General features: G+C 60.9%; 8 protein-coding genes. 1 reads left to right on the forward strand and 7 read right to left on the reverse strand.

The window, feature by feature from the left end; genetic code table 11:
• Positions 1–2: 2 nt before the first annotated feature.
• From OMP38_RS15605 to OMP38_RS34725, 4 genes are all read right to left on the reverse strand, one after another.
• Positions 3–1,760, reverse strand: a complete 1,758-nt coding sequence (locus OMP38_RS15605; protein WP_277565957.1) for a DUF4091 domain-containing protein — start codon at positions 1,758–1,760, stop codon at positions 3–5.
• Positions 1,761–1,857: 97 nt separating this feature from the next.
• On the reverse strand, positions 1,858–8,466 hold the full coding sequence (locus OMP38_RS15610; protein ID WP_277565958.1) for a DUF4962 domain-containing protein: 6,609 nt from the start codon (positions 8,464–8,466) through the stop codon (positions 1,858–1,860).
• Between the two features lie 144 nt (positions 8,467–8,610).
• Positions 8,611–9,813: a Gfo/Idh/MocA family protein gene (locus OMP38_RS15615; protein ID WP_338130521.1), complete on the reverse strand. Its 1,203-nt coding sequence runs from the start codon at positions 9,811–9,813 to the stop codon at positions 8,611–8,613.
• Positions 9,814–9,902: 89 nt separating this feature from the next.
• A complete protein-coding gene (locus OMP38_RS34725; protein ID WP_338130522.1) occupies positions 9,903–10,409 on the reverse strand; it encodes a carbohydrate ABC transporter permease in 507 nt (168 codons plus the stop codon).
• On the opposite strand from OMP38_RS34725, the gene OMP38_RS34730 reads away from it, so the two are divergent.
• Positions 10,408–10,821, forward strand: a complete 414-nt coding sequence (locus tag OMP38_RS34730) for a hypothetical protein (RefSeq protein WP_338130523.1) — start codon at positions 10,408–10,410, stop codon at positions 10,819–10,821. The genes OMP38_RS34725 and OMP38_RS34730 overlap by 2 nt on opposite strands.
• Here OMP38_RS34730 and OMP38_RS15625 read toward each other — a convergent pair.
• The 3 genes from OMP38_RS15625 to OMP38_RS15635 form a co-directional block, all read right to left on the reverse strand.
• Positions 10,770–11,678 (reverse strand): ABC transporter permease, encoded by a 909-nt coding sequence (locus tag OMP38_RS15625; RefSeq protein WP_277565959.1) that lies wholly within the window; start codon positions 11,676–11,678, stop codon positions 10,770–10,772. The two genes, OMP38_RS34730 and OMP38_RS15625, sit on opposite strands and share 52 nt — an antisense overlap.
• A 78-nt stretch (positions 11,679–11,756) precedes the next feature.
• The gene (locus OMP38_RS15630) at positions 11,757–13,313 is read right to left on the reverse strand and encodes an extracellular solute-binding protein (protein WP_277565960.1); all 1,557 of its coding nucleotides are present in this window, start codon (positions 13,311–13,313) and stop codon (positions 11,757–11,759) included.
• Positions 13,314–13,607: 294 nt separating this feature from the next.
• Positions 13,608–15,821 (reverse strand): helix-turn-helix domain-containing protein, encoded by a 2,214-nt coding sequence (locus OMP38_RS15635; RefSeq protein WP_277565961.1) that lies wholly within the window; start codon positions 15,819–15,821, stop codon positions 13,608–13,610.
• Positions 15,822–16,044 lie beyond the last annotated feature (223 nt).

Genomic DNA, 16,044 nt, shown 5'->3' on the forward strand with positions numbered 1-16,044 from the left:
GATTAGCGGGCTTCGGGGCCGTCAGCCAGCTCGCCCAGCAGCTCCGCGATCAGCCCGTCGTAGTCGGCTTCGTCGAGCGAGATCAGCTCCTCGATCCGCCGCCTGGCGTCCCGATGCAGATCGGCCGGGCTCTCCCAACGGATGACGCTTCGCATGCGCGAATCGAGCCGCTCTCGGTCGCCGCCCTCGCGCACGTAGCGCGCGATGATCTCGTAGTCCCGTATCCCCTTCTGCAGCAGCTTGTAGCGCAAGCTCAGCAGCGGCCGGCCGTCCCGGCCCGGGTAGACGAAGTTGGTATCGCCCGCCGGGAAAAAAGGATGGTGATATGAGATTTTGCGAAGCGGATCGGTCGGCCATACCGTGTAGTTCCAGCGCAGGAAGCCGTCCAGCCTCAATTGCCAGACGATCCAGGGGATGGCGCGCGCCTCTATCAAATGGGAGGTGATGAACGTGTTCGGATGCTTGACGTCGCAGGCGACGTAATAGAGCGTCCGCCCCGTTTTTCCTTCCCTCATCGCCATAATCTGCTCATGCTCTTGTCCCGCGCAGTCGAGGATCGGCACGTGATCGACGATCCCCTCCTCCTCCATGAACGACGCGTGGGCGATAGCGGCTTTATATTGGAAGGAAGGCGCCATCTTGCGCATGGCGCCGAGACGCTTGCGGAATAGCGGCAGGTCCGAAGGCTCGTCGGCCAGCACCCGCACGCGGTCGATCCACCCCCGATCGGTAAAGTGCTTCTCCAGCGCGACGACGTACGCTTCGAACTCGCTCCGCTCCCGGATGAAGCGGTACGTGCCGCTGGCTTCGTCGCGGTACCGGATGCGTACGGCATCCGGATGATCCGCAATGATGCCGCCGTAGCCCGCATCCTCGTACACCCAGATGTTCAGCAGTCCGAACACCTCGATCTCGTCTTTGATCCCATGCCGTTCGCACAGTTCCACGTACCGGTCGAGCGCGCGGTAGTCGTAGGCCCACGTGCCGTCCGCCCGCTTCGCCGCGCCGACGATGCTGTACTCGAACAGATTGGCGGGATCGATGCGGTCGTAGCAGGAAGCCTGCCCGGACCAGGGGATCTCGGAGACGACGAGCGAGACCGCCTTCTGTCCGAGCGCAGCCAGAGAAGCGACGTAATGCTCGAGCACCTCGAAGTGGCCGTCGCTCCACAGTTCGGCGTCGTACTTTCGCGCGATGTTGGCGTTGTGCTGCCACAGGTCGAGATAAAACGTTTGGTCCGCGGGCGCACCCAACGTCACTTCGTGTACGACAATCTCGAACGTCAGCGTCGCCTCCACCCGCTCGTCCTCGAACATCCGTCGGCGGTAGACGGTGATCTCCGCCCGATAAACGCCCGGAGCCGCACCCTCGCCGATCTCCGCTTCGATCCAGACCGGCTGCACTCGCCGTCTGTCCACGCGGAGCGACGTCTGCCGCAGGAGGATGTCCGACTTGAGCTGCCGGTCGTCATCCTCGACGAGGCCGACCAGGCTGGCGCGGACGCTGCCTTCGGCCAGTCCGGGCACCTTCGCGCTCACGCGCAGGACGTCGATCGGCCCGCGCTCGTCGAACGCGGCGTCCTCGCCGACGCAGACCAGCAGCTCCTCGTCCGCGTAGATCAACAGCTGCGCGGCTGCACGGTCGCGGCGGCCGCAGGTCAATGAGAGCTTGCGGTCCGGGTCGAACGGCGCGCCGAACTTATGGTAGACGCCGAATACGTATTTGTAGCTGTCCGGGGCGAGCCCCATGGTGATGTTCATTCCCTATTCCTCCTGCGTGAAAATGCGCGAAGGCGCATACGCCGCCCGCTAATTCCCGGACAGCGTATGCGTCATCGTCGTCATTGCCGTATTTTCGTTATTTGTTATGCGGTACCGTGACGGTCTTCGTCACGGCTGTCTGGTTGCCGGCTTTGTCGGTAACCGTGTAGGTGACGCTGTATACGCGGCCGTCGCCGCTGCCGGCTCTGGAAGCGCGGAGCCGGAAGGCCGTGTCGCCCGTACCGGTACGGGCTTCGATATCGCCCTGTCCGAGCTGCTCGTTGCTCGTGACCGAGGTCAGGACGACCGATGCGACGCCCGAACCGCTATCGGACGGCGTCAGCTTCGCGCGGACGTCGACCATCTTGTTGTTCGGCGGCCATACGGTCGCCGGGTCCAGCTCGACGCCAAGCTCGGGAGCCTTCAGGTCGATATGCAGCAGGACGGTCTTAATATCCTCGCTATTGCCGGCCGCGTCCACGCTCCGATAGTCGACCTTGTAGACGCCGTCGCCGAAGGCCGGGATGGAGCCGCCATAGACGGTCCATTCCCCGTCGTTAATACGGTACTCCGTCCGCTCGACGCCGGAGTCGTCGTCCGTGGCATCGAGGTTCAGCGTGACCGGTTCGTTGAACCACTCCGTTTCTCCGCCGTACGTCGCCGCTGTCGCCGACAGCTTCGCTTGGCTGACCGGCGCCGTCGCGTCGGTCGCCACATAGGAGAGCGCGTCGTTCGTATTGTACAGGACGAACTTGTCGAACGTGTACTTGCCCGTGAACCGCTGCGCGGTGAACCGGAACAGATCGAAGCCTTTGGCGACGTTGTTCGGATCCATGAACGGAATGTTCGTCACCCGGTAGACGCCGGTCGAAGCATCCAGCGTGCCGCCCGCGGCGATCGATCCGCCGTAGGTTTTCAGCGAATCCGCCTGTACGGTCAGCGCGTAAGTCTTGGCCGTGAAGTTGAAGTCGAAGCGGAGCGCCACCCACTCGTCGGCCGGCTGCTTGTAGACGTTGTAGTCCGTCAGGCGGACGAACGTCGGCGTTCCGTTCACCAGCTTCTGATAGCCAAGACCGCCGTCCGAGAAACCGACGAACTCGCCGAAGATCTTGCCGTTGCCGGCCAGGTCGATCAGGTAGTGGCCGACGTCGCTGTCGATTTTGGAAAACTTCGTGCGCGTCTCCAGCGTGACCAGTCCGCCGATGCTGTTCGTCGTGCGCTGCATGATCGGCGACGAAGCGTAGGCGTCCGTGGACGGGTTGTAATTGTCGACTGCCTGCAGGCCCTTGCCGCCGAGATCGCTCAGCGCCACGGCTTGCACCGAGGTGCCGCCCGTCTTGGCGTAGGTCCAGCCGGCACCGTCCGACACTTCGCCCGTCGGCCATGCGTCGAACGAGTCGTACACCATCTTGCCTGTTGCCGGCAGCGTCACGGTCAGCGTCGGTCCGTCGCCGGACTCGCCGCCTGCCGCGTTTTTCGCCTGTACGCGGAACGTGTACGTCGCGCCCGGCGTCAGGTCGGCCACGTCAAGCGTCGTGCCCGTCGCGGTGCCCGCAGGCACGGCAGCCGCCGTACCCTCCGACTTGTACACCGTATAGGATGCGACCTGCTGACCGGAGACTGCTGTCGCTGGATCCCAGGCCAGCCGTACGGCGTTCGTGAACGTCAGGTCCGCGTTCAGCGCGGCCGTCGCGCTCCACGTCGGCGCGCCTGCCAGCGTCATGGGCAAGCTGCGCGATTCAGGCGACGTCTTGTCGTTTTGATCGACGGCCCGGATCGCGAACGTATAGGCGTTGCCGAGCGTCAGTCCCGTGAGCGTCGCGGTATTCGCGCTCGCCGGCACCGTCGTCTTGAGCGCGCCGTTCTGGTAGATCGCGTAGCTCTTCACCGCCGGGTCGCCCGAAGCGTCCCAAGCGATCGTCGCCGACGTGTTCGTCTGGGACGCCAGCCGCAGCTTCGGCGCCGGGAGGCTCTGCGCGACCGCCGCCGTCGGATAGACGGCCAGGTAGTCGAACGTATACTTGCCCGTGTAGCGCTGCGCCGAGAAGCGGAACATCTCGAAGCCCTTCAGCGTCGCGCTCGTATCGAGGAACGGAATGCCGACGACGCGGTACGTTCCGGTCGCGCGGTCGAGCTGACCGCCTGCGACGAGCGTGCCGCCGTAATTTTTCAATCCGTCTTCCTGGACGGTCAGGTCGTACGTCTTGGCGTCGAAGTCGATATCGTAGCGGATCGTCATCCATTGGTCCTTCGGCTGCTGGTAGCCTTCCGCCAGACGGATGTTCGTGTTGACGCCGTTCACGAGCTTCTGGAAGCCGATGCCGCCGTCCGAGAAGCCGACGAAGCCGGCGAAAACTTTGCCGTTGCCGCTCAGGTCGATCAGATAATTGCCGACGTCATGGTCCACCTTGGAGAACATCGTCCGCGTCTCGACGGTCAGCTTGCCGCCGGTATTGGCGATGATCCTCCGGATCACCGGCGACGAAGCGTACTGGTCCGTAGACGGGAAGTAGTTGTCGAGCGCGACCAGACCGTTGCCGCCTTCGGGCAGCGCCGCGGCTTGCACCGACGTGCCGCCGGTTTTCGTATAGGACCAGCCGCCGTTATCTACGGCTTCTCCCGTCGTCCAGTTGTCGAACGTATCGTATACCGGGAGGGTGACGGAAGACGGCAGCGTCGCGGTCACGTCCGGACCGTCGGTCGTGGCGTTGTTCTGATTGTCCTTCGCTTCAACCTTAAACGTGTACGTGCCGCCCGCCTGCAGTCTCATCACGTCAAAGGTCGTGCTCTTTGTCGTGCCGACCGGCAGCAGCGTCTCGCCGTTCACGCGATAGATCTGGTACTCGCTGACCTTGCCTGCGTTGTCTACGGCCGGCTCCCAGGATAGCCTGACCATCTGGCTCGACAGAAACCGGGTATGCACCGCCGCATCCTCGCCCCATACCGGCGGCGTCGTATCCACCGTCTGGATGACGAGCGGCGTCGACCCCGGCGCCCTGAACGAGCGGTTGCCGCTCGTATCGACGGCCGTCACGCGGAAGGCGTACGACACGCCGGAGGACAGGCCCGTGATCGTGGCCGTGTTCGTGCCGAACGGCACCGTCAGCTTTTTGACGCCGTCCACTTCGATCTCGTATTCCTTGACGGCTGCGTTATCCGTGGACGCGTCCCAGCCGATCGTGATCTGGCCGTCCGCTTGCCCGACCTCTCGCACGTTAGCCGGCGCGCTTGGACGGATCTCGTCGCTGCCGACTTTGATGAGACCGATCCAGTCCAGGTTCATCCCGCCCAGCGAATGATACATCGTCAGGTCGACGACGCCCGCGGACAGATGCACGCCCGTCTTGACCCGAAGCCCGCGCCACTGTTCAGGCGTCGAACCGAAGCTCTCGGTTTTCGGAACCTTGAAGTACTTGATCTCGTCGCCGAGCTTCACGTACCGGACCGAATCCGTATCCGCGGTCGTCACGTCCCAACCCGCTACGTACTTTACCACCAGGTCGTAATTGCCTTCCTCCGGCACGTTCAGCTTCCACTTGAGCGACACGCCGAACTGATCCCAGTTGCTCACGCCCTTGCCGTTCGAGAGGAACGAACGCGTGTCGTAAATGGTCGGCTGCTTGGTGCCGTTCCATTGCGTGAACGACTCGGCTTCCTGCCATTCGATGCCGAGCGTCTGCCGCGCCTGCTCCGGATCCTGGTACTGCTGCGTTTGCAGCGGCGCGCCGGAGCCCAGGTTTTTAAGCTTCAGCACGCCCGTGGCGCCCTTCAGCAGGATCGAAGCGTTCGCGTCGATGAGGCCGCTCGCGATCTTGCCGTACTTCTGGAACGAAAAGCCTGCCGGCGCTTCGAGCACTTCATAGAAACCCTGCGCGTTGGACAGCTGTCCCCACGCGACGCTGTCGCCGTTCACGTCTCGGTACGCCTGCAGCGTGACCGAGCCTGCGACGCCGTCGATCTCCGTCTGCAGCGTGACCGGCGAGAGCGGGCCCGGCATCGGCGCGGCGTTCAGCTTGAACGCGCGCTGTCCCTTTTCGACATGCATCGTCAGCTTGTCGCCCGCGAACGTCCATTGAACGCCGCGGTTGTTCATGCCGTCCGCGACCGTGCCGCCGGAAGGAATCGCATTGCCGGTGTCGGCGTCGCGCACCGCGGTCAGTCCCGACGCGGCAAGCGTCACTTGAACGTCGGACTGCGCGGATACGGACAACTGGTCGCCGCCGTAAGAGACCGTCGCCGGCGAATCGCTATCGATGAGCGCGACGCCGTTTTTGACGAGCTTGGTGCCGACGACGAGCAGCGCCGAATCGCCTTTGACCGCGGCGGCCGCGCCGTCGAACTGCACGCCGTCCGCGCCGGTGTCGATCAGGCCGCTATCCGTCTTGCGGACATAGACCGTCGTGCCGTCTTCGAACGCGAGCTTCACGTAATTCGCGTATTCGGTCGGCGTGACGTTCGCCGGCGCTTCGCCGCGCTTGTACGGCGCCAGCGTCGCGATCATCTTGGCCTGGTTCTCGCGAGGCGTGACGAAGGCCGCGTGAATTTGCGACTTGCCCGCGAAGTTCCCCGTCGGCGGATAGGCGACGCCGTCCGGCCCGAGGTATTGCGTCTCGTAGGTCGTGCGATAGCTCTGAGCTTCCTGACCGTAGAACTGGACCTTCAGGTTCGCGTCGCCCTTGGCGATCGTCGCGCTCTTGCCGGCCTGGTCGAGGACCAGATTGTCGTCGGCATGCAGGTTCCATTCGAACTCGGAGCCGCCGTCCTTGGTCGTCGCCAGATCGTCGATCACGACGTAGACGGACGGACGCACGTAGATGATATGGCGCACCGCCTTGGACAATCCGCCCTGGTAAGCCGCGGTCGCGTCGCCGCTCGTCGCGTCGAAGTCCGGGCTCGTCACGAAGCCTAGTACCTTGCCGTCCGCATTAATGTTGTCGTTGGCCTGACCCTTGCGGCCGTCGAACGTAATCGCGTTGGCGGAGTAGGTCTGCCGCGTGAAGTTGGAATGGTGCTTGCTGCCGTAAAAATCGTAGTAACCGGCCTTGACGGCCAGAGACTCGCCGAACGCGTTTACCACGAAGGCGTTCTGGTCCGACATCGTATGGTTGTACGTCCCGTACGGGCTCGACCGGAAGTACAGCGACGTGCGGTCGGTCTCGTATAGCTCCGAATGCATGGCGACGGCGCCCGTATCCGGGAACCAGATCCCCTTCGGCAGGTCGACCGGCGGCTGGCTGCCCACGTCGTCCGCCCGGTAGAAATAATCCGTCAGGCCGGTCGACTTGGCGCCGATCGCGTCCGCCTCCCACTTCAGCCGCGAGTTGTCGTAGATATCGGCCATGCGGGTCAGCAAGCTGACGCTAGGCGCGCCCGGCGTATATTGCGAGTCGTCCCCGAACACCCCGATCGGGCTGCCATGCGGGAACATGTACAGCGGATACAGGCCTTCGTTGCGCGAGAAGGCTTTGTCGTACACATTGATCGCGCCCGAGCTGAGCAGCACGTCCATCAGCTCTTTGTTCGAGCCGGACGACCATTGCCAATAGCCCGTGCCCTGCGACCAGGAGCCGTCCTCGCCGCCCCACGGCGGCAGCACGTTGATGAACAGCGGCACGGACAGCCGGTACCACTCGGCCGCTTCCGGCATGTCGTGCAGCATCGCGGTCGCGATCAGCCCGATGTAGCCGACGATCGTCCAGCCGTGCGAGTCGTAAGGGAACTTGTAAAACCCTTGATTGCTCAAATAGTTCTGGACGAGCGTATCCGTCCGCGTCTTGATCATCGTGCGGAGCGTCGTCTTGTCGCCCTCCGACAGCAAATCGTAGAGCCAGTCGTACGCGATCGCCGAGCGATAGGCGATGGAGCGGTGCACCTGGTCGTGAATCCGGTAGCTCGTCGCGCCGTTCGGATTCCAGGACGCGAGATTGAGCAGCAGCGTCTTGGCGCGATTGCCGTACGTGGCGTTGCCCGTCACCAGGTAGAGGAACGCTGCGTTCTGCATATCGTTCAGGGCGTCTTCCGCAGTCTTCTTGAGCGCCTGTTGAGCGGCGACGTAAGCGTCGCTGTTCGTCGGCACCTCGTTGTTCATGTAGGGGAAGGTCGGGTCGGCCGGCAGCGGTTTGTTCGCGCTGGCGTTATAAGCGGCGACCGTCTGATCGAACACCGTCTTGGAATTGCCCGACAGCCGCAGGTTGCGGAAGGCGGTCAGCTCGGCCGGCGTCGTCCATACGCGCGGATGCGCCGAGGAGACTTTGCTCATGAGCGTGTCGACCGCAGGCACGGCGAACGGCACATTGTCCGCGTCGATCCGGAACTTGCGCGCCGTGCTCCAATCGGACCAAGCGCCGCTCGCCTGGTGATAGCGGACGCGCCAGTACCAGGTGCCGGCATCGAAGGTCACGGGGAAATTGTAGTAGTTGAACGGGATCGCGTCGTTCTCGTGCACGATCGTCGCGAAGGACGAATCGCGGCTGATCTGGAGATCGTACTTGTCCGCGCCGGTCACGAACGGCCAGCTGAAATCGGGCGGATTTTGCGTGGTGACGAGGGAATCCATAGGCCGAAACGGCATGTTCGTGCCGCCCAGCACGTTCGCGGGCCAACCGGAGTCGGCAGCCGCTGCATGCGGCGCCCCGCTTGCGGGCCACAGATTCAACAAGCCAAGCAGCATCGTCAAAGCCAATACAATTGCGGTTTGCTTTTTCAACTTCCCGTACATCGTCACTACACTTCATCCCTTTCGATCTCGGTTTTTTCGATTCCGTTTACAATCCCAAATCCTGTAAGCGTTTACGTTTTTGCACCGCCGAAAGGACGGCTCTTCGTAAAGAGCCGCCGCCGTTATTAAACGCTAACGGATGCCATCAAATCCCGAATCGGTATCGCCTTGCGCGAAAGCCTTGACTGCTCGGCCGCGAACGCCATCATATGGCTCTGAACCGAGACGTCCGCCGAGGACAGGCTGGCTCCGTCTCCCTCCCCCCCGCACGAGTCGCGTGAAGTCGCGCATGATGCCTCGGTCCCCGCCGCCGTGATTCAGCCCGGTGGACTGAAGATCGATCGTTTCCACGCGTCCCGTTTTAAAGTCGGAAATCTCGATGGTGTTTTTAGCCATGTGCGCGCGCAGTTGTCCGCGGGTTCCCATGATCTTGAGCGTGCGGCCCCCGTCCGTAGTAAAGGCAGTCATCGTGAATGTCGCCGTGATGCCGTTCGAGAACTCCATCGCGACCACCTGATGGTCGACGACGTCGTTGTCGCAGCGGTAGACGCATCTGCCGTAGGGTCCGGTGCGAAGCGCCTCCAGCACGCCCTCTTCGCTCGTGTCGTGGCTGATCGCGCCGCGAAGAATCCGCTCCGAGACCTTATCCTCGTTGTTCAGGTAGATATCGGGCGCGTAGTACGGGCACTCGTCGCTGACGGGGCAGCCGTCCAGACAGCGGTACGGCGCGCCGGGAGGCGCGTTTTCTTCGGTAAAATGCCGCAGGCCGCCGAAGGACGACAGCGTGTCGCAGTCCGCGCCGGCCAGCCAGACCAGAATGTCGAGATCGTGGCAGCTCTTGGCCAGGATCATCGGATTGGACTCGTCGGCTCTGCGCCAGTTGCCTCTGACGAAGCTGTGCGCCTGATGCCAGTAGCCGACGTTTTCGATCAGGTCGATCGTGACCGGGTCGCCGATCCGCCCTTCGTCCAGCAATCGTTTGATTGTCGAAAAGAAAGGCGTGTAGCGAAGGACGTGGCAGATGGCGAATACCCGGTCCGTGCGCTCGGCATATTGGCCCAACCGGACGCACTCGCCCGGATCGTTGGACATCGGCTTTTCGAGCAATACGTGGTAGCCGAGCGCGAGCGCCTTGACGGCCGGATCGTAGTGCATCCGGTCCTGCGTGCAGATGAGGACCGCGTCCGCGACGGGGGGGTCCCGCGAGCAGCGCCTCCCAGCTGTCGAAGCGCATGGACGGATCGATGCCGTGCAGATCGCCGAACGCTTCGCGACGGATCGCGTCAGGCTCCGCCACGGCCGTAATGCGCAGCTCGCCGGGCTCGTCGAGCGCATACTGCGCGTATTCCCTGCCTCTTCCACCGGCGCCGATAACGGCTGCCGTTACGGTTTTCATGATGTCGGACTCCTTTTGACGCTTTGGATCAGCCCTTGACGGAGCCGATCATGGCGCCTTGCTCAAAGTGCTTCTGAATAAACGGATAGATGATCAGGACAGGCAAACAGCCGAGCAGGATGATCGCGTATTTCAACGATTCGAGAATGACCTTGTGGCCGTCCTTGGTCGTTGCCTCGAGTACGTCGCCCGCTTGTCCGACGACGACCAGATTGCGGATGACAAGCTGCAGCGGGAACAGGTTTGGATTGCGGATCAGCAGCAGCGCGCTCTGGAAGTCGTTCCAGATCGCGACGGTATAGAACATGCCGATCGTCAGCAGCACCGGCTTGGACAGCGGAATGACGATGCGGGTGAGCACCGTGAAGTCCGACAAGCCGTCGATACGTCCCGACTCCTCGACCTCGACGGGCATCCCGGAGAAAAACGTCCGCATGACGATGAGGTTGTACGTATTGATCGCGTTCGGCAGCACCATCGCCCAGATCGTGTCCATGAGCCCGTAAGATCGCGCCACCAGGTAGAACGGGATCATGCCCCCCGAAAAACATGATCGTAAATACGATGTACAGCATGATCGGCTTGTAGAAGACGAGCCCCCGGCGCGAAAGCGCATAGGCGCCCATGATCGTCAAGGACATCGATATGAAGAGCCCCAGGACGACATAGCCGATCGAATTGCGGTAGCCGATCCACAGCCGATTGTCTTCGAATACGGCCCTCATGGCGTCGAACTGCAGACCCTTCGGGTAAAAGCTGATCTCGTTGCGGACGACATGCTCCGGCGTGCTGATCGCGACGGAAGCCATGTGCAGGAACGGGAACACCATGGCAATCGCGACGGCCAGCAGCAGCAAAAAGTTGACGACGTCGAATACGCCGATTTTTCCTGTTCTCACCATAAGCTGGTCTCCCCCACTTTGCGGCTTGCGACATTCGTTAAGTAGACAAGCAGCATGGTAACAAGGCCCAAGGACAAATTAATCGCCGTAGCGTAACTCATGCCGCCGCCAAGAATGCCGATCCGGTAGACGTAGGTGGAGATGATGTCCGCGGTGTCCAAATTGCCGGCGTTGCCGAGCAGGAACGCTTTGTCGAACGGAATATTGATAATACCTGAGATACTCAAGATGAACATGATGACAATCGCCGGGATGATGCCCGGGAGCGTCACGTGAACCGTCTGCTTCCAACGGTTCGCGCCGTCCATCCGGGCCGCTTCGTACAGCTGGGGATCGATTGCCGCCAGCGCGGCGAGAAAGATGATCGTGCCGTAGCCGGTCATCTGCCAGATATCCGACGCGATATAGATCGTCCGGAACCATTCGGGCCGCTGCAGGAAATTGATCGGCTCGAAGCCGAGGGATTGAATGGCTTTGTTGATCCACCCGGTGCTCGGGGACAGCAGCATGATCATGATGCTGGACAAGACGACGCTGGAGAGGAAAAACGGCAAGTAACTGACCGATTGCACGAATCGCCTGAACTTTTTCCAGCGCATCTCGTAGAACAGGATCGCCAGCGCGATCGGCGCCGGGAAGGCGAAAATAAACTTATATAAACCCAATAAGAGCGTGTTGCGGACAATGAGCCAGGCGTCGGGATTGCTGAAAAACATCCGGTAATGCTTGAGCCCGACCCATGGGCTGTGCCAGACGCCCTTGAACAGGTTGTAGTCCATGAAGGAGACCACGATCCCGAACATCGGGACGTAGTGGAACAACAGATAGTAGAACAGCACGGGAATAAGCAGCAGCAAATAAATTCTGTCGCGCTTCATGCGGTGAAGGACGGATTGCTTCATGGCGTTACTCCTTTCAGGAAAAGCACGGGGCCGTGCACTGCTTCATCGATGCACGGCCCCGCGGCTTGCTAACGTTGCTTACTTCGTATTCGCGAGCTGACGATCGAGCGCCGTCTGGTACGTCGTGCGGACCTTCTCGAGATCGTGTTTGCCGAGATCCTTGATGAAGGCGTCCCACTCGCTCATCGGCCTGTCGCCGTTGATGAACTTCGTGACTTCGCCGGTCCAGAACTTCCACAGCTGGTCGTTCGACGTCGAGAGCGCAGCGGCTTCGTCGGACGTCAGGTTCGGACGGCTGTAAGCGACGGGGAACCGGTACTTCGGCGCTTCGACATAAGCGTATTGCTCTTCGGGCTTGACCAGCGAGAGCCATGCGTTGAAGTCGAACCAGCCGTAGGTCGCGGCGGTCTGGATGCCGGAGATGACGCGCAGGTCGTTCGCTTCTTTGTAGTTGTCGTTAAACTTGCGCTTGCCGTCCACGACCGTGTACGTCTCGCCTTCCTTGCCCCAGCTCTGGATGTCCTTGCCCTTCTCGGAGAAGATGTAGTCCAGATAGCGGAGGGCCGCGTCCATGTTCTTGGACGTAGAGGCGACTGCCAGTCCGTAGCCTTCTTGGCCGCCCTTCGGCAGGTAAGGCTTGTCGCCGGCGCCGATCGGAGGCGCCATGAACTGCAGGTGGCCGTCGGTCAACTGGCTGTTCATAATCTCGATCTGGCCGATGAATTGGACGGTGACGAACGCTTTGTTGGTCGACATGAACTGCGTCCAAGCCTTGTAGTCCATCGTCAGCCAGTCCGGCGGGATGAGCTTTTCCTTCACGAATTTGTTCAGCCACTCGACCATCGTCTTGGCGTTCGGGTCTTCGAGACCGAACTTCATCTTGGTCGGGTCCGCCGGATCCTGATAGAACTCCGGATAGATGTCGAAGGAAGGCCCGAACGTATCGAGCGTGCTAAGACCGTGGCGGAACAGGAACGGATAGCTGTCCGGATAGATCTCCTTGAGCTTCTTGGCGACCGTATACAGTTCGTCCCACGTTTTCGGCACTTCGAGATTGTTCTTCTTGAAAATGTCGTCGCGGTAGAACCAGACCATCTGGCTGCCTTCGCCCGCGCCGTCGTTAATGATGCTGTAAATCTCGCCGTTCGGCGACACCACGCGGGACTTGACGTCCGGATGGCTGTCGAGGAACGCCTTGACGTTCGGCATCTGGTCCATATGCTTGGACAGATCCTCGAAGGCGCCCTGGGAACCGAACTTCTGAACGTCGTTCGGGAATACGGACAGCACGTCGGGCATGTCGCCCGAAGAGACCGCCAGCGCCAGCGATTCCGGACCGGTCGCGAGTACCTGCTCGACGTCGATGTTGGTCTCTTCCTTGACCCACTTCCATACGCCCCAGTCGGGCTTGGGCGGCCACGCCGTGTTGTTTTCCGTAAAGATTCGAATCTTGGCCGGATCCGGCAGCGCAGCCGACGCGCTCGCCGATGTGCTTTGCGTCGCGCTTGCGGTCTGGCTTGCATCTGCCGAGCTCGAGGAGCTCGCGGCCGGCTCATTATTATTGTTGTTGCCGCATCCGCTTACGGTCAGCGCGACCGCCGCCGCGGCCGCCCATGTCCATTTCAACGATTTCATTCCGACACCCCGTCCTTTACGAATGTAGTCTTAAGGCTGCCTTGCGATGTAGTTGTGCTGCGCGTCGTGCTTGCCGTACGGATCGGCCCCGGCATCGCCCCGGCCGTCGTTTGGCTTGCTCCCATCGTAGGCGCTCCGGGCCCGCCCGGTAAATAATCGGTTGTCTTTAAAAATGGTACTTTTTTCGAGGCGTATTAAAAAAAGTATTAGCTTTCCGTAAAACAGGCAAAAAACAACCGCTAAAAAGTCAAAAACGGCGGCAGGACGGGCTTTTCCCGTTCCATGCCGCCGGCTTCATTCCTCCGAAGCGCCTTGCATGCTCTTGCGGTAATCGCTTGGCCGAAGGCCCGTATACTTCTTGAACATCCGGTTGAACGAAGCGATATTGCGATAGCCGACAGCCTCCGCCACTTCCTGGATCTTGGCGCGGCCGTTTACGAGCATGGTCGCCGCCTGCGCAATGCGCGTCTCGTTCACGTACTCGACGAAGTTTTTGCCGGTCTTGTCCTTGAAGTAGGTCGACAGGTAGCCGCTGCTGAGGTTCAGCTTTTCCGCGAGCGCGTCCAGATAAATTTCCTCCGACAGATGCTCGTTGACGTAATTCATGACGAACGTCGTCACCGTATCCTTGCGGTCCTTCTTGCCCTCGATCTCCTCCGCCGTCCGGCGCACCCATTCGAGCAGCAGTCGCTCGAGCGCCTCGATCGTGACGCAGCCCGCGATGCGCTGCTCCGCGTTCTCCAGGATGGCGTCCGCGGCGGGCGCGCCGAGCTGGTCGGCGGCGACGCTGCGGATCCGTTCCGTCGCGGACGCGGCAAAGCCGAGCCAGGCAGCCGCCGTCAGCTCCCGGTCGCGCTGCTTCGCGAAGAAGCGCTCCATCAGCCGCTCCAGCACTTCGCCATGGCCTTCCCTCAGATTCGCCCTGAACTCGGCCTCCTCTTCCTGGGAGAAGGCGATCTCCGTCTCCCGGCTTGAAGAGGACGTCACGATCTGCGTCTCGTCCACGAGGCCGCGATCGTCGATCCGCTCCCGCACTTCCTTGTAGGCGGCGCTGATCTGATCGGACCGATCGTAGATCGAAGTGACGGCGATCGTGATCGTGCCGCTGTCCCGGTCCTGGTCGAACACCGTCTTCATCTCCCGCAAGAGCTCCTGCAACGTCTCCAGCCGGTCGATGAAAACCAGGCTCAGAATCTGATTGTACTCCACCTGGTTCGTCAGCGCGTCCGGGAATACCCGGTTGAGCTTGTCCTCGATAAATACCTTCATATAGTAGAGCCAGCTGCTGAAGGTTCCGTCGTCCCAGCTCGCGCCTCTCTTCTCGACGACCTGGAACATGACGAACACGAACGGCTTGCCCGTGAATTCCAGCTTCGCGGCGTCCCTGTCGCTCCCTCCCCGGATGTCCTTGAGCAGATGGATGAACGCCCATTGCCGCATCAGCTTGTTCTTGTCCTGGAGCTGGTTGCCGATCAGGTCGAACTCCTTGATGCTCGATCGGTACGGCGCCGCTTCGTTCGTCCCCCTGATCGAAGCGACCAGTTGCTTGAACGGATTGTTGATGCGGGCGGCCATCAGGAGCGAGATGACGATGCTGAACAGCACGACCGCGACGACCAGCACGACGAGCGTCAGGTTCAGGCGGGTCTGCGAGGCCATCTGCGCGACGGGCAGCCGGTGCATGTAGGTCATGCCGCTCGCGCCCGTTCTGTAAAAATGGTACCGGTTGTCCAGCACGAACGACGCTCCGCTCCGCGCTTTGAGCGTATCGAGCGCAGGGAAGGCGCTCGTCTGCGACCTTTCGAACAATGTCTCTCCCGCCGTGCCGTAAATGATGAAGTCGTCGCTCAGCGATTGGTGAAACGCCTCGTACATCTTGTTCGCGTCGAGAAACACGGCCATATAAAAGTCGCTGTTGTCCGCGCGCTTGAAGATCATCGGGATGTAGTCGCCGACGACTTCTTTTCTGACGGTAAAGAGATGCGAGTAGAATCGGTCCGCCGGAAAAATATGATTCGTATAACGCTCTTCGAACTGCTTGTCCCAGAAAGACTTGGGATATTTCTCGCCGGCCATGAACACGTCGAACAAATTGTCTGGCGTCGTGCTCGCCGACTTGTCGATGACGAACTGATGCGACTTGGAATAAAACACGATGTCGGCAATATACAGGTTCGCGTTGGACACCTGGGACAAAATATCCGTGATAATGGCGCCGAAGTCCGAGTAGTTCGGTTCCCGCTGCAGCTTCTGCACGCGGTCGCTGAACAAAAAGAGATACATCTGCTGGCGGATGATATTGAAATGCTTTTCGTAGTTCTCCATCGTGCTGTCGAGCATGAGCGTGTTGTACTTCACGATCTCCTGCCGGATATTGCTCTTAGAGACGGAAAGCGCATACGCGGTCAATGACACGAGGAGAATGATAATGCACAAGAACCCCGCCATAAGGCGCAAAAAAAGCGTGGTCGACAGATTGCGGAAATAACGCAGCGGCTGGAGCTTCATGATGATCATCCTGTCTGTTTGGCCGGGGCGCCCGGGCGTCCCTCGAGGGCGTGCGCGGGCGCTGCCAATATTTATGTACCATCGTAACGGATTCAGCTGCCAAGCGATGACATTTATACCATACAGGTTCGAGACTGATGCAAACGACCTATGTCCATCATAATAGCCGGAGGCATTTCGAGACAAATCTTTTTTTGCGTCTTTATACATTTTCGTGATGAAA

Origin of the sequence: Cohnella ginsengisoli (assembly GCF_029525555.1) — a bacterium.
In the GTDB taxonomy this organism is placed as follows: domain Bacteria; phylum Bacillota; class Bacilli; order Paenibacillales; family Paenibacillaceae; genus Cohnella; species Cohnella ginsengisoli.

Excerpts from the sequence above, each read along its gene's own strand:
- OMP38_RS15625 (WP_277565959.1), bottom strand. The coding sequence starts at position 11,678 with ATGAAGCAATCCGTCCTTCACCGCATGAAGCGCGACAGAATTTATTTG.
- OMP38_RS15605 (WP_277565957.1), bottom strand. The coding sequence starts at position 1,760 with ATGAACATCACCATGGGGCTCGCCCCGGACAGCTACAAATACGTATTC.
- OMP38_RS34730 (WP_338130523.1), top strand. The coding sequence starts at position 10,408 with ATGCCCCCCGAAAAACATGATCGTAAATACGATGTACAGCATGATCGG.
- OMP38_RS15635 (WP_277565961.1), bottom strand. The coding sequence starts at position 15,821 with ATGAAGCTCCAGCCGCTGCGTTATTTCCGCAATCTGTCGACCACGCTT.
- OMP38_RS15615 (WP_338130521.1), bottom strand. The coding sequence starts at position 9,813 with ATGCGCTCGACGAGCCCGGCGAGCTGCGCATTACGGCCGTGGCGGAGC.
- OMP38_RS34725 (WP_338130522.1), bottom strand. The coding sequence starts at position 10,409 with ATGATCCCGTTCTACCTGGTGGCGCGATCTTACGGGCTCATGGACACG.
- OMP38_RS15630 (WP_277565960.1), bottom strand. The coding sequence starts at position 13,313 with ATGAAATCGTTGAAATGGACATGGGCGGCCGCGGCGGCGGTCGCGCTG.